We start from the raw sequence: 15237 nt of genomic DNA on the forward strand, positions 1-15237 counted from the left end.
GCCAAAATGGAATTTACTGCAAAACAAATTGCCGCTTTTATTCAAGGCCGTGTAGAAGGTGACGAAAATGCCACCATCAACACCTTCGCCAAAATCGAAGAGGGAGTTCCAAAAGCCATTTCTTTTCTGGCTAATCCAAAATATATTAGCTACATATACCATACCAAGTCTACCATTGTGCTTGTGGACGATCAGATCCAATTAAGCAAACCCACACCTAAGACCGTCACCCTCATCTGGGTGAAAAATGTGAGAGACTGTATAGCAAAGTTGCTCCAACTCTATCAGAACTCGATACCAGAGAAAACCGGCATAGATTCATTGGCTTATATTTCCCCTACTGCAAAAATAGGGAAAGACGTCTATATCGGAGCTTTCGCATTCATAGGAGAAGGGGCTGTTGTCAGTGACGGCTGCAGAATTTATCCTAATGCCTATATCGGAGACCACGTACAACTGGGCAAGAACTGCAAGATATATCCTCAGGTCACCATCTATCACGACTGCAAACTTGGCAACCAAGTGACCCTCCATGCAGGATGCGTCATTGGGGCTGACGGTTTCGGTTTTGCCCCTAATCCCCAAAATAACAGTTATGACAAGATCCCTCAGATCGGTATCGTAACGATAGAAGACAATGTAGAGATCGGTGCCAATACGTGTGTTGACCGGTCGACTATGGGCAGTACCTATATTCGCAAAGGTGTCAAACTGGACAATCTGATCCAGATCGCCCATAATGATGACATCGGAGAAAATACGGTGATGTCCGCACAGGTAGGAATAGCAGGTTCTGTAAAGGTAGGAAAATGGTGCATGTTCGGAGGCCAGGTCGGCATTTCCGGGCATATCACGATAGGAGACAATGTCAAATTGGGTGGCAAGAGTGGTGTCCTCGGCAACCTGGCAAGCAACCAGGCACTCATCGGGACATTCCCTATAGAACCCTTTGCATACTTCAAGGCCCAGGCGATTTTCAAAAAATTACCTGACTTGTATAAGCAGATTAACGAACTTCAGAAAGAAGTGGATGCGCTGAAGTCAAAGACCAAAGACTGAGGTCTTTCTTCATTGACTAAGCCAGAAGTAAATAGAATTAGCATGTCCAAACAAAAAACACTAAAAGGAAGTTTCTCCCTTTTTGGAAAAGGCCTGCACACGGGATTAAATCTCACCATTACTTTTAATCCGGCTCCTGAGAACAGCGGGTATAAGATACAGCGTATTGACTTGGAGAATCATCCGGTCATTGACGCTATTGCTGACAATGTAGTGGAGACACAGAGAGGAACAGTTCTGGGCAGGGGCGATGTACGTGTTGGTACTGTAGAGCACGGGATGGCAGCATTATATGCTCTGGGCATCGACAATTGCCTGATTCAGGTCAACGGACCGGAATTTCCAATCCTCGACGGTTCTGCGGCCATGTTCGTAGAAAAGATCAAGGAAGTGGGTGTCTTGGAACAGAATGCTGAAAAGGATTTCTATATTATACGCAAGAAGATTGAAGTGAAAGACGAGTCAAGAGGCTCGGTGATCACCATTCTCCCTGATGACCAGTTCAGCATCACTGCGATGTGCTCCTTTCAGAGCAAATTCATCAATAGTCAGTTTGCAACGTTAGACAATGTGGAAGATTTCCCTACAGAGATCGCACCGGCAAGGACCTTTGTCTTTGTCCGCGATATCGTGCCTTTGATCGAGGCCAACTTGATCAAGGGGGGTGACCTGGACAATGCCATTGTCATCTATGAGAAAAAGGAATCTCAGGAACGGCTCGACAAATTGGCAGATATCCTGAAAGTACCGCATATAGACGCTTCCAAAATAGGCTATATCCAACACAAGCCACTGCAATGGGAAAATGAGTGCACACGGCACAAATTACTGGATATCATCGGAGATATGGCATTGATCGGGAAACCGATCAAAGGGCGGATCATCGCTACCCGTCCCGGACATACTCCCAACAATAAGTTTGCCCGCCTCATGCGCAAGGAAATACACAAGCATGAGATTCAGGCACCTATCTACAATCCCAATGAAGCTCCGGTGATGGACAATGTCCGCATCCGTCAACTGCTTCCCCACCGCTATCCCATGCAACTGGTAGACAAGATTATAGACATGGGACCTACGAGTATCGTCGGCATCAAGAACGTGACGGCAAATGAACCTTTCTTTCAAGGTCATTTTCCCAATGAACCCGTGATGCCGGGCGTCCTACAGATAGAAGCGATGGCCCAATGTGGTGGTCTGCTCGTTCTGAATCAATTGGAAGATCCGGAACGCTGGTCTACCTATTTCGTAAAAATTGACGATGTGAAGTTCCGTCAAAAAGTAGTACCGGGAGATACACTTCTCTTTAGAGTAGAGCTTCTTTATCCTGTCCGTCATGGTATCAGTTCCATGAAAGGCTACATGTTTGTCGGTGACAGAGTTGTCTCTGAGGCAACTTTCACTGCACAAATTGTAAAGAACAAATAAAATGATGTCTAATAAAATCAGTCCACTAGCTTACATTGATCCAAACGCAAAAATAGGGAAAGACAATGTTATCGGTCCTTTCTGCTATATCGACAAAAACACGGTTATCGGCGACGGAAACATCTTACAGAACAGTGTCACCATCAACTATGGTGCACGTATCGGCAATGGTAATGAGTTTTTTCCGGGCGCAAGTATCTCCACTAAACCCCAGGACTTAAAGTTCAAAGGGGAGTCGACCTTGTGCTATGTCGGTGACGGCAACAGTGTGAGAGAGAATGTAACCATATCTAGAGGGACAGCCTCAAAGGGCATGACGAAAGTAGGCAGTCACAACTTACTGATGGAGAACATGCACATTGCGCACGACTGCTTTTTCGGTGACCATCTGATCATCGGAAATTCCACCAAGTTTGGCGGGGAAGTCCACTGTGATGACAACGCAATCATCAGCGCTGAGGTCCTGTGCCATCAGTTCTGCCATATCGGCTCTTATGTGATGATTCAGGGCGGAAGCCGCTTTTCTCAGGACATTCCCCCGTATATCATCGCAGGCAAAGAGCCCATCAGATATGCAGGCATCAATTTGGTCGGACTGAGACGGCATGGGTTCAGCAACGAGCTCATCGAATTGATCCATGATGCTTACCGCTATATCTACCTGAGTCCTACCCGCAAAGAGGGCATCCAGAAGATCAAGGAGAATCTCCAGATCACACCGGAAATACAATATATCATTGATTTCGTTGAGAGTTCCCAACGTGGGATCATCAAATAGAAAACTCTGATACTTATGAAGAGATGAGAATGGGATCCGGATCTGCTAATGCTCTGGAAGTCATTCTCATTTTTTATAATCAGCGTTCTATCATTTTGAACCTAATAAATTTATCCCAAACTTGAATGGAACAGGAAACGACTTCAATATCCGCAATATAAACCCTCCGTACAAGTACTCTGAAACCATTATTCATCTATGGCAAAATCTTTAATCGTAGTCTTAGGTCCCACTGGAGTCGGAAAGACAGCATTATGTTTAGATATAGCCACCCATTTACACATTCCGATCATCAATGCCGACAGCAGGCAGATCTTTTCTGAGCTCCCTATAGGCACCGCAGCACCCACGAAAGCGCAGCAGGAACGAGTTCCACACTATTTTGTGGGCAACCACCACATAGAAGATTATTATTCCGCTTCCATGTATGAACAGGATGTTCTGGCACTGTTGGATCACCTTTTCTCGAAAAGTGATACCGCCCTCCTCACAGGCGGCTCCATGCTCTATATCGATGCAGTATGCAAAGGAATAGACGATATCCCCACAGTAGATGAGACGACACGCGCCACGATCATGGCCGATTACAGACAGAAAGGACTGCCTGCACTTGTAGAAGAACTGCACCGCCTTGATCCTGAACATTGGGCTGTCGTAGACAAGAGAAATCCGCGACGCGTGATCCATGCCGTGGAGATCTGCCGGATGACAGGTCAGACCTATACCTCTTTCCGCCACCATACGATAAAGAAAAGACCCTTCAATATCCTCAAGATAGGGCTCAACAGAGACCGGGAGGACCTCTATGAACGCATCAACGTAAGAGTTGAAAACATGATGGCTGAGGGACTAGAGGAAGAAGCCAGAGTCGTCTATCCCAAGAAGGGGCTCAATGCCTTGAACACCGTCGGCTATAAAGAACTCTTTGATTACTTTGAAGGTGTGACCGACAAGGCAGAAGCAGTCCGCAGAATACAGTCGAATACCCGCCGCTACATGAGGAAACAACTCACATGGTTCAAACGGGATCAGGATATCCACTGGATGAATCCTGATAACATTAAAGAAATCATAAATTATATAGACGGGCGCATTGCCTTAGCAAATAAATAGGTACATTTGCAACCATAAAGTACTCAAAAGCGAAGTAAAACAGACAATAAAAATGATAAAAGGAATAGGAAAATTGATAAGTTGGGCATGGCAGAAGTTGCGTGCCTTCTGGCCATGGTACAAAGGACTCTACCGAGGAAAAAGATGGTATACGAGAGTTTGTATCATCATCGTGTCTTGTATCACCGCTTTCTTCCTCTATCTGGGAGCTGTAGATATCAACTTTCTTTGGCTTTTCGGGAAATCACCGGGTTATCTGACCGGTATTCTGAACCCTCCTGTCAATGAGGCGTCCGAGATATACAGCGCAGACGGCGTCCTCATTGGAAAATACTTCAATGAAAACCGTACACCTGTCAAATACAACGAAATCAATCCGGCATTCTTCAGAGGTCTGATAGATACTGAAGACGTCCGGTTCTATCATCATTTTGGAATCGACCCTATCGGCATCTTCTCAGCCATGAAAGATGCGCTCTTTCATCACGACGGCCGCGGTGCTTCAACCATCACTCAGCAGTTGGCCAAGAATATGTTCCGTGTCAGGTCTCAGTATTCCACAGGACTGGTAGGTCTGATTCCAGGATTGCGGATCCTTGTGGTCAAGAGCAAAGAGTGGATCATTGCCACAAAACTTGAGACGGTTTACAGCAAGAAGGAAATCCTGACCATGTATGCCAATACCGTAGACTTCGGTTCTAATGCCTACGGCATCAAGACAGCTGCGAAAACCTATTTCAATACTACCCCGGGAGACTTGACGACAGAGCAGGCTGCCCTGCTTGTAGGAATGCTGAAAGCAACTTCCTATTACAATCCCCGGACCAACCCCAAAAACAGTATCGACAGACGTAATACCGTCCTTTCCAACATGGTGGAATACGGCGATCTGAGCAAGACTGCTTTCGACTCCATCTCCAAGATTCCTATCAAACTGAACTATAAGGTTGAGGAGAATTATGACGGTCAGGCTAAATACTTCCGTGAAGCCGTCGCCCAGTATCTGAAGAGTTGGTGCGATGACAACGGGTATGACCTGTATACGAGCGGTCTGAAGATCTATACGACCATTGATACCCGTATGCAGAAATATGCCGAAGAGGCTGCTGTCAAACAGATGCGGACGATTCAACAGAGTTTTAAGAACCAATGGGGAGACAGTGATCCCTGGAGGGATGAGAACGGACAAGTCATACCGGGATTTATAGAAGGCATTGCGGAAAAGCAACCGATCTATAAATACCTCTGTCAGAAATACCACAATAATCTGGATTCGGTCACTTACTATCTGAATAAGCCCCATCCGGTCAAACTCTTTGACTATGGTAAAGGCTCTATCGTAAAGGACCTCTCCACGATGGACTCTATCCGGTACATGGTCCATTTCATGCACTGCGCAATGGTCGCAATGGAACCGCAGACCGGCTATGTGAAAGCCTGGGTCGGCGACATCGATTTCAATCAATGGAAATATGACAAGGTGACGGCAGAGCGTCAACCCGGCTCCACCTTCAAGTTGTTCGTGTACACTGAGGCGATGAACCAAGGGCTCACCCCTTGTGACAAGCGTCGGGATGAGTTTATCTCCATGCAGGTTTATGACAAGAAAAAGCACATGGAGGTCACCTGGCAGCCTACGAACTCCAACGGTGTCTTCACCGGTGATTCCATGCCCCTGAAGAGTGCCTTCGCGCAAAGTGTCAACTCCGTTGCGGTCAGAATAGGCCAGGAGATGGGCATCAAGCGAATCATCGCCACCGCACAGGCGATGGGTATCAAGAGTCCTCTGGACGATGAACCTTCACTAGCCCTAGGCTCCAGTGATGTCAATCTGCTCGAACTGACCAATGCCTATTGTGTCATCCCGAACCAAGGCAAGCATCATGACCCTGTCCTCGTCGTCAAGATCCTTGACCACAACGGCAAAGAAGTGTATGCGGGACCGACGGGTGAAGATCAGGTCATCCCTTACAAGAGTTCCTATCTGATGCAGCAAATGCTCCAGGGCGGACTCACAGAGCCAGGTGGAACATCCTCCAGACTATGGGCATATATCGACAAATTCAAGGATACGGACTTCGGCGGCAAGACCGGAACATCCAACAATCACTCTGACGCATGGTTCGAGGCAGTCACTCCCAATCTTGTCGTGGGCACATGGGTCGGTGGCGAATACCGATGCATCCATTTCAGGACAGGACTTCTAGGTCAAGGATCACGAACGGCACTTCCGATATGCGGGACGTTCCTGAAAGCGATGCTCAGTGACCCGCATTTCAAGAAATACCGAGCGAAGTTCCCGAAATGCCAGGATGAAGACATCGCCAGGAGCATGTATACCTGCGCCAGCTATCGTAGACCGCAACCGGTAAAACCGGCAGCTGCGAAGGCTGACAGTCTGAACCCTGCAACAGATGAAGAAATCCAACTTGACGAAAACGGCAACCCGATAAGCACGCCGAACAATGAAAATGCGTCAGGACAAAACGGTTCAAATAATTCTACTGACAATAACGGCAAGAACAGACATCGTCAAGGTGAGGAACCGGTCAATTTGAATAACCTCTAAGTTCTGCATGACAGATAAGAAAAGAGACAGAGATCCTGTCTGCCAAGGCGAAAAACCTGCAGAAGAAAACATAGACCTCGATAATCCGGAGTTGCAGGAAGCGCTCCAGATTATCCGTTTTACCCATCATTCGCTCTTCCTTACAGGAAAAGCGGGGACGGGTAAATCGACGTTTCTGCGCTATATTGCAACGGTCACGAAAAAGAAACATGTGATCTTGGCGCCTACCGGAATAGCCGCCATCAATGCAGGGGGCTCTACCCTCCACAGTTTCTTCAAACTCCCCTTCTATCCCCTTCTCCCTAATGACAGCCGGTATTCGGTAAGGAACCTGAGAGAGACGTTGAAATACAACTCCGATAAAATCAAACTCATCAAAAGCCTCGAACTGATCATCATTGATGAGATCAGTATGGTCAGAGCTGACATCATTGATTTCATCGACAAGATCCTGCGGGTCTACTGCCACAAGATGCGGGAACCTTTTGGAGGAAAGCAACTCCTACTCGTCGGGGATGTCTACCAACTGGAACCTGTGGTAAAGGAAGATGACCGGAAATTGCTGGCGCCTTTCTATTCGTCGAGTTATTTCTTCAATGCAAAGATATTCCAACAGTTTCAACTGGTCAGTATCGAACTGAAGAAAGTCTACCGTCAGAAGGATCCGGCGTTCATCAGTATCCTCGACCATATCCGCACATCTCAAGTCAACAATGAGGACTTGCAGGCTCTCAATCAACGTGTCGGCGCAAACTTGCACGAAACCAACAGCCAGTTGTCCATTACCTTGTCCACCCGCAGAGATACGGTCGACCAGATCAATCAGAAACGCCTTGAGGAATTGCCCGATGAACCAGTCCTATTCAAAGGAACCATTGAAGGCGAATTTCCGGAGAGCAGTCTCCCGACACCTTTGGAACTCCGTCTGAAACCCGGTGCTCAGGTGATGTTCATCAAGAATGACATGGATCACCAGTGGGTGAACGGCACGCTGGGGACGGTCACGGGGTTTGACAATGAAGAAAAAGACCGCCAGGATGCCCTGATCTACATTACGACAGAAGACGGTGAAGAGGTCACCGTGGAACAGGCATCTTGGAGCAATATCCGTTACCACTTCAATGAGACGGAAAAGAAAATCGAAGAAGAAGAAATAGGTCGGTACATCCAGTACCCCATCCGACTTGCCTGGGCTATCACGATACACAAGAGTCAGGGATTGACCTTCAGCCAAGTCAAATTAGACTTCACCGGCGGAGTCTTCGCCTGCGGACAGACCTATGTCGCCCTGTCACGATGCACTTCCCTGAATGGCATCAGTTTGAAGATGCCCATTCAGAGGAACGACATATTCGTCCACAATGAGGTCCGGCAGTTCGCCAGAAACTACAACAATAAAAATATGATTCATACTGCTTTGGAACAAACGAAAGCTGATAAAGAATATGCGTTGGCCATGCAGGCTTTCCAATCGGGAGACATGCAATCCGCCATCGACCATTTTTTCGTCGCCATACACAGCCGCTATGATATCGAGCAACCGGTGGCAAAGCGCTTCATCCGGCGTCAACTGAATGTCATCAATGACCTCAAGAAAGAGAACAAACAGTTGAAAGATGAATGGAAAAAGAAAGAGATCTATTTGAAACAACTGTCTACGGAATACGTTCTTCTCGGAAAAGAATGTGAGGCCGAAAGAATGTTCGAAGCCGCTGCCAAAAACTACCAGAAGGCGATTACGCTCTATCCGGACAATCCGATTGCCATCAAGAAAATAAAAGGTCTCCTGAAGACCGGACATATCACCAACAGGTATGCCGAGTAGACACTTGATCGTCGAAAGAAGATTTACCTCTAACCGACTTTAGAGACCTCACTTTAAAACATATCAGCCTTTACGACATCGATTGTAAAGGCTGTTTCTGTATCACCTGAGACAGGCAGCAATATGCAGCATAATGGTATACCATTATCCACCATTTTGGTGGACCATTATGCACCATAATGATCGGTTCCTATTTCGATAGGCAAAAACATTAAGCGAATCTGATCGATCTGCCGTCAGAAAAGGTCTAGTGATGTTCAGGAACAATGGCGTAATACACCAAATCATGGTCTGTCAGGTTCTCCATATAATGAGAATGTCCCATCGGGCAGTAATGCACCTGACCTTCACGTGCAGTCTCCACTTTCCCGTCATAGTGAAAAGTGGCAACACCACTGATGACATAGACGATCTCACAGTTTCCTTGATGGGTATGAAGGCCTGTCGTCGCACCGGGTCGAAGTGTGGAATACATGATCTTCACTTTGTCATCCACGTAATTACGGGTGTCAAGTTCTCCTTTTCCTCCCTTGAAGCCCTGGATATGAGCTTCCTTAATCTTGTCAAAATCTATAATCATAACGTCTTGTATTAATTCTTAACAAGGACAAAGTTAACAAAAAAAATGGAATACCCACACGGGATATTCCATTTTTTATAGAACGCTGCATCTCGGAAGATGCAGGAATTTTTAGAAGGTTACACGAAGTCCGACCTGCATGTGCCAACGGCTAGAGTAATCACTCAAAGTAGGTGTATAGCCGAGGAATGTATAGGAAGGTGTTGCAACCTTAGTGGTCTTGTCAAAGGAAACGCTCTGTACCTGCAGGATGTTCTCATTGTAAGCGCTGGAATAGAACTCACCCCAATGCTTGTTGATCAAGTTGCCGACATTCAGGATATCGAAGACAAGGGATACCTTGCTGCCACGGTCCTTCAAATAGAAGAAGTCCTGAGACAGATGGAAATCAAAGTGATTTTCCCAAGGAGCCATATTGGAGTTACGTCTAGCGTACTGTCCACGGTGATCCTTGGCGTACTTGTCATTCTCGATCCAAGACTCGAATGCACTCCGGGCATCATCAGCAGAGGTTGTGACCTTGCCGGTCTTATCCGTGATATCCACGAAATTCATCTTTGCCAATTCATCCTTTGTAGGGATGTAAAGCAGAGAGTTGCCTGTACGATAGTCACCGTTGAAAGAAGCACTGGTATTGTCACCCATTGTCAAACTGTAACGCTGACCACTGAATCCATTGTAAACCAGGGAAACGTGAGTCTGCCAGCGGCCTGCACCGTAACGGCGAGTGTTGTATGATGCCTGAACCATTACCTTATGAGGCATATCGAACATGGAGTAGCCGACAGTCTTCTGATTAGGATCTACATTGTAGTAGTAGCCCCAGTTAGAACTGGCTACAGAAGAAGTTCCGTCGTTCACAGAATAGGAGTGGCCATAAGTATAACTTGCCAACAAGTCAAGTCCGAAGTCAAAGCTCTTCTCCAGTTGTGCGCTGAAACTATAACTGTGACCCTTATTGGTGTTCTTGAGGTTGATGACTGAGTTGACACTGTAAGCGCCACTGCCGTCAGAGAGTTGGCTCGAACGGTTGCTGTTGTAATAAGTCGTAGCAGAGTTCTTCACACCCGGGATAGCATAGACCGTTCCATTAGGCTGAAGGGCAAGGTTCTCAAACCATACTGCATTCAAAGAACGGGAATACAAAGCTTCGAGGGTCATCTTGATACCGAAAGGAAGTTTCTGTTCCCAAGCCAAATCTGTTCTGAACGCCTGCGGGAAGCGGAACTTATGGTCCACTGTCACGATATCAGGTGTAGCAGCATTGGCCTTGTCGGAATTCAAGGCATCCATCGGATCGCCATTGCCATACTGGCCGAATTTAGGAGCCAACGTTCCACTGCTGGCATTTGTATAAAGGGTACCACCCTTCATCTCGATACCGGTGTTTGCCCAAGCATTCTCAATCCATACGAAAGGAGCACGGCCATTGAAGATACCTGCACCACCACGAATCAAACTTGAATGACTGTCATCGAGGTACCAGCGGAAACCGGCACGAGGTGAAGCCATCAGCATGGTGGCAGGGCGACGGCCTACGCTGACATTATAAGCTTGTGCCCAATCAACAGTCTTGTTGAAAGTTGTATTCCATGAAGGATGGTTGAAATAGAACGGTGCATCTACGCGCAAACCGTAGGTGAGTTGGAACCGTGTATTCATATCCCATTTGTCCTGAGCATAGATACCGAAAAGACCAGCCTTGAATGGAGCTTGCCACTCTCTCGTCCCGGTAATGTCAGGATCAGAATACTTATAGACAAAACTGCTTGGATTCTCGTCATTCAGGAAAGCGTCTACTGAAGAGTAAACGTACTCACCATTGGCAGCCTGGATGAAACCGTTCTTCATATTGTAATACTCGTTGTGAGTACCCAGTGTAAAGGTATGGTTACCGGCATAGATGGAGAGGTTATCCTCCAACGTCCAGATGTCCTGATTCAGGGAATTGACACCTGAAGAATATTCTGTACCCAAATTGACTGACGGTGAAGAATTGATATAAATTGTAGGACCGGAATCGGCTGTGCTGCGGTTGTCGCGGACAAAGGTGACACCGGCACGCAGTTCGTTGTACAACTTATCATTGATGTGAGAAGTCAACTCACCTACGAAAGAATGAGTCTTGTCTTTCATCCGATAGCCAGAGCCATTGAAATAGAAGGTCTTGGCACCGATTGCGAAGTTATCGTCATAGGAGAAATTCCCCTGATAACGGAAAGAAAAATGATTGGCGTCATTGATATTCCAGTCGAGTCGACCGAGTACGGAAGTGCCTTCACGGTTGATGTCACGAGGCGCATAGGATTCCTGAATGCCAGTAACATCATAATAGCGCTTTGCCATAGCCTCAGCCGTTGCAGTTGTCATGAAATAACCGTCTGCACCGGCATAGAAAGAAGCCGGATAAGAGTGTTTCTTATATTCCAAAGAAGTAAAGAAGAACAACTTATCCTTAATGATCGGACCACCCAAAGTAAATCCGTAAGTCTGAGTCGTCTCGTCTGTCAATTTCTGTTTTTTGTCATAATACTGACTCCAGCGACTATACATATTTTCATCTGTATAGTATCCGAAAGCCGTTCCCGTGAGTTTATTGGTACCCGACTTTGTAATGGCATTGATGGCACCACCGGTGAAACCGCTCTGACGAATGTCAAAAGGAGCAGCTACAACCTGGATCTGTTCAATGGCATCCATTGAAATCGGGTTAGCACTTGTCTGACCTCCGTTAGTACCTGTAGAAGACAAGCCAAATACGTCATTGGCAACCATACCGTCAATCTGGAAAGAGTTGTAACGGTTATTGGTTCCGGCAATTGATATACCACCGAACTTGTTGGAGTTAACCAACGGTGATAGTTTGGCAACATCATAGATGTTACGGTCTATCGTCGGTGCATTCTCGATCTGCCGTTGAGAGAAATTAGAAGAAGCGCCATAACCGCCTTTGCCCATCTGTCCGGTGACTGTGACCTCACCGATCGTCTGAGCATCTTCCTTCAGATCCACATTGAGGACGGAAGGGTCACCCAAAGCCAGATTAATATTCTTCCTGGTCTCCTTTTTGTAACCGATGTAGTCAATCGTTACCGTGTAGGGACCGCCCACACGCATACCCTGAATAGTGTACCGGCCATCGGCATTAGTAGTGGCTGTATAACGCGTACCAGAAGGTTCGTGGATTGCAGTCACGACGGCACCGACGACATTTTCACCATTTGCAACAACTTTACCGTTTAAACTTGAAGTTGTAACTTGGGCCATTACTGTTGCACTGAAAAGTAACAGTAAAGCCACGAGAAAATGCAATCTTTTTTGCATAACTTTAACTAAAATGATTAATAATATTTAGGGAATTTCCCCTTCTTTCAAGTACGGTTGCAAAATTAAGTAAAATAAATCACAACTTTGTTACAAAATGATGAAAAAGTAGGAAAATGACACTAAAAAAATTTATAAATAGAGATGTATCAAAACCTCGGAAAAGTTCGTGTATAAAGCTCCTAGCGGAGAGGATACACCCTCGCTAGAATAATAATAACAAGTTGTAGACAAATCAACTCTTTCCCAGGCAAAAAGTGATATTTTTCTAAAATTTATACATATTATTATCCTAAAAACGACACTTTGATTTTGCGTTTCTCTCAGCTTCTTTTTCCACCCTCAGAATACTGTTTTTCGTTCGAGCGAAACTAAAATGCAATAGTTTTTTCACGTTTATTTCTCAATAAACGCATAAAGATGCAAACGTATACGAATACATATCCATGTACGCTCCTTCCATATCTTTTCCTCAGCAAGGCCATGACCCCCATCCATCCCTAAGAAAGTCTGGCGACATCAGCCACACAAATCCATCGGAAGTGAGGAAATACACCGTACATCCAGAAAAAAGAAAAGTCTCACAAATGATGTATTTGTGAGACTTTCCTGATACAATATAATAAAAGGTGTAGAACTTATTAATTCCCTTAAGATAATCTACCTAATCCTTACGTTCCCAGATCCTCATGATCTTCCTCCGAATGGCGATCAGATTGAGGAGGGAAACCAAGGCGCACAGACACAGACCGACTATAATTGCAGGCAGCATACTGCCGTCATTCATCTCAGGGAACAAGGTTTCCAGAATATTCATATAATAACTGCGGATAAAGAATATGGCGATCCACGCAATCAGCAGTACACCCACGTTTAAACTAAGCGTCAAGATCTGATAAGGATGCGCGACTCGATTCGGACTGTACCCGATCAAAAGCAGATTCTCCAGTTTTGACGAGTTCTTCTGGACCAAAAGGTAGATGCTCAGCATCAGGATATAGAAACTCAGGATAGAGATGACCAGTCCGACAATCATGACCATCGTGACAATCATTCTCAGGAAATAAGTTGTCTTCTCCTCATTGAGTTTGTCATCCTCGATCTCATAACCTTTATGGTCAAGATACTTCCCTATCGTCTCATCAGCCGGATTCTTCACCTTCATGATCAGTCGGGTCGGATCACTGTGATTATAAGGCGCATATCGGGGATTACTCCAGTCCATAAAAGATTGTGGAACCAAGATCGTGTTCAGACGGCTCGAAAAGCCGATGACCTTTCCCTGGAACTGGTCATTGTGCCCATTGCCTTGAATGAACATCTTGAAATCAATCATGCCGACAAGCCCGTCACTGATTTTAGGCAGGGAGTGACTCTGGGCAAAGCCGAAATTGTACATGGTGATATAGGCACGGGGAATGATGACAGGCACGACATGTGAGCCGGGTTGGTATTGCCAGTCTTTCATTGGTATGTCCACAAAACCATCAGTGACAGATTCGATAGGTATCTCGGAGTTCAAGACGTTAGTGCCGTTGACCCCCATACAAGCGTTCACCTTATATTCAGTCGGTGTAAACTTACCGACTTTCCTCACGAAACTCTGGTTGGAGAGTTCATCTATATCACTTTGACTGAAGGTATTGGAACTCCCGTTTATCGTGTTTGCCGTACTGATCTTCTTATTGACGATCATGAAATCAGCACTCAGAAAACTGTCTTGCGATGTGAAGACAGGGATGACATCATGGTAAAACTGGAAACCCAGCAATACAATAAGCATTCCGAATAAATTGGCAAAGAAGAAACCCACAAACTGAGGTACGCTGATATGCTGTTTAAGTAATGTCCAAACTAAATTCATTGTTCAACAATTTTAAGGATCGAATTAAAGGCTGAATTTCTTTTCATAGGGCAGGTCCATGTGCTTGCCGATGCTCGTCACGATAACCCCTGCGCCTTGCTTTTTTGCCTCTGTCATCATAATCTCTCCCATAATGTCCGAATTACGGTCATCCAAGTGAGAGATCGGTTCATCTGCCAAGATAAAATCAAACGGCTGCACCAAGGCACGGATCATTGCCACCCGCTGCTGCTGTCCGAAAGACATCAGCCCAATCTTGGCATCGAGTTTGTCACCAATACCCAATTTTTCAAACCACTCGACGATCTCTTTCCGAGACTTAAAACCCGTGAGACTGTTTTTTATCATCACATTCTCCATCGCCGTCAGTTCCGGAAAAAGGCGAAGTTCCTGAAAAAGATAAGCTATATGGGAAGTCCGTATATCCACCCAGTCCCGAACCTTGTAGGAAAGGGTATCTGAACCGTCAAACGTGACTTTCCCCTCATAATCATGACGATAACCAATAATATAACTGCAAAATGTGCTCTTGCCTTTACCGCTATCAGCTTCCACAAGATAAAGGTGGCCCTTTTCGAACGTGACCTCAGCATTCCAGATGCCTGAATGCAACTGGTCTACCTGGGCTGAAAAAACGTGAGGAATGACTGAACTTAATTGAATTTTGTTCATTGCTTTAATCTATAAACACTAACCT

General features: G+C 45.8%; 10 protein-coding genes. 6 read left to right on the forward strand and 4 right to left on the reverse strand.

Annotated elements, in window-relative coordinates:
• Positions 1 to 6 precede the first annotated feature (6 nt).
• The 6 genes from lpxD (at position 7) to NG821_RS04750 (ending at position 8772) form a co-directional block, all read left to right on the forward strand.
• Positions 7 to 1059 carry a UDP-3-O-(3-hydroxymyristoyl)glucosamine N-acyltransferase gene (gene lpxD, locus NG821_RS04725; protein WP_252760510.1) on the forward strand — a complete coding sequence of 351 codons (1053 nt, stop codon included), beginning with the start codon at positions 7 to 9 and terminating at the stop codon, positions 1057 to 1059.
• 42 nt (positions 1060 to 1101) lie between these two features.
• A complete protein-coding gene (locus NG821_RS04730; protein ID WP_262921860.1) occupies positions 1102 to 2487 on the forward strand; it encodes a bifunctional UDP-3-O-[3-hydroxymyristoyl] N-acetylglucosamine deacetylase/3-hydroxyacyl-ACP dehydratase in 1386 nt (461 codons plus the stop codon).
• 4 nt (positions 2488 to 2491) lie between these two features.
• The gene (gene lpxA / locus NG821_RS04735; protein ID WP_252760548.1) at positions 2492 to 3265 is read left to right on the forward strand and encodes an acyl-ACP--UDP-N-acetylglucosamine O-acyltransferase; all 774 of its coding nucleotides are present in this window, start codon (positions 2492 to 2494) and stop codon (positions 3263 to 3265) included.
• A gap of 198 nt (positions 3266 to 3463) precedes the next feature.
• On the forward strand, positions 3464 to 4378 hold the full coding sequence (gene miaA / locus NG821_RS04740) for a tRNA (adenosine(37)-N6)-dimethylallyltransferase MiaA (RefSeq protein ID WP_252760511.1): 915 nt from the start codon (positions 3464 to 3466) through the stop codon (positions 4376 to 4378).
• A gap of 52 nt (positions 4379 to 4430) precedes the next feature.
• Positions 4431 to 6947: a transglycosylase domain-containing protein gene (locus NG821_RS04745; protein WP_252760512.1), complete on the forward strand. Its 2517-nt coding sequence runs from the start codon at positions 4431 to 4433 to the stop codon at positions 6945 to 6947.
• Between the two features lie 7 nt (positions 6948 to 6954).
• Entirely contained in the window at positions 6955 to 8772 is a 1818-nt protein-coding gene (locus NG821_RS04750) for an ATP-dependent DNA helicase (RefSeq protein WP_252760513.1), read from the forward strand.
• Between the two features lie 247 nt (positions 8773 to 9019).
• Here the strand turns inward: NG821_RS04750 and NG821_RS04755 are convergent, their stop codons facing one another.
• The 4 genes from NG821_RS04755 to NG821_RS04770 form a co-directional block, all read right to left on the reverse strand.
• Positions 9020 to 9352, reverse strand: a complete 333-nt coding sequence (locus NG821_RS04755; protein WP_252760514.1) for a cupin domain-containing protein — start codon at positions 9350 to 9352, stop codon at positions 9020 to 9022.
• Positions 9353 to 9463: 111 nt separating this feature from the next.
• Entirely contained in the window at positions 9464 to 12676 is a 3213-nt protein-coding gene (locus tag NG821_RS04760) for a TonB-dependent receptor (protein ID WP_252760515.1), read from the reverse strand.
• Between the two features lie 664 nt (positions 12677 to 13340).
• Positions 13341 to 14540 (reverse strand): ABC transporter permease, encoded by a 1200-nt coding sequence (locus NG821_RS04765; protein ID WP_252760516.1) that lies wholly within the window; start codon positions 14538 to 14540, stop codon positions 13341 to 13343.
• Positions 14541 to 14564: 24 nt separating this feature from the next.
• Positions 14565 to 15212: an ATP-binding cassette domain-containing protein gene (locus NG821_RS04770; RefSeq protein ID WP_252760517.1), complete on the reverse strand. Its 648-nt coding sequence runs from the start codon at positions 15210 to 15212 to the stop codon at positions 14565 to 14567.
• Positions 15213 to 15237 lie beyond the last annotated feature (25 nt).

The organism is Segatella cerevisiae, assembly GCF_024054555.1.
GTDB classification, from domain to species: domain Bacteria; phylum Bacteroidota; class Bacteroidia; order Bacteroidales; family Bacteroidaceae; genus Prevotella; species Prevotella cerevisiae.

What these genes read in the sequence shown, in the direction of transcription:
- miaA (WP_252760511.1), top strand. Translation starts at nt 3,464, where the DNA reads ATGGCAAAATCTTTAATCGTAGTCTTAGGTCCCACTGGAGTCGGAAAG.
- NG821_RS04730 (WP_262921860.1), top strand. Translation starts at nt 1,102, where the DNA reads ATGTCCAAACAAAAAACACTAAAAGGAAGTTTCTCCCTTTTTGGAAAA.
- NG821_RS04755 (WP_252760514.1), bottom strand. Translation starts at nt 9,352, where the DNA reads ATGATTATAGATTTTGACAAGATTAAGGAAGCTCATATCCAGGGCTTC.
- NG821_RS04745 (WP_252760512.1), top strand. Translation starts at nt 4,431, where the DNA reads ATGATAAAAGGAATAGGAAAATTGATAAGTTGGGCATGGCAGAAGTTG.
- lpxD (WP_252760510.1), top strand. Translation starts at nt 7, where the DNA reads ATGGAATTTACTGCAAAACAAATTGCCGCTTTTATTCAAGGCCGTGTA.
- NG821_RS04765 (WP_252760516.1), bottom strand. Translation starts at nt 14,540, where the DNA reads ATGAATTTAGTTTGGACATTACTTAAACAGCATATCAGCGTACCTCAG.
- NG821_RS04770 (WP_252760517.1), bottom strand. Translation starts at nt 15,212, where the DNA reads ATGAACAAAATTCAATTAAGTTCAGTCATTCCTCACGTTTTTTCAGCC.
- NG821_RS04750 (WP_252760513.1), top strand. Translation starts at nt 6,955, where the DNA reads ATGACAGATAAGAAAAGAGACAGAGATCCTGTCTGCCAAGGCGAAAAA.
- lpxA (WP_252760548.1), top strand. Translation starts at nt 2,492, where the DNA reads ATGTCTAATAAAATCAGTCCACTAGCTTACATTGATCCAAACGCAAAA.
- NG821_RS04760 (WP_252760515.1), bottom strand. Translation starts at nt 12,676, where the DNA reads ATGCAAAAAAGATTGCATTTTCTCGTGGCTTTACTGTTACTTTTCAGT.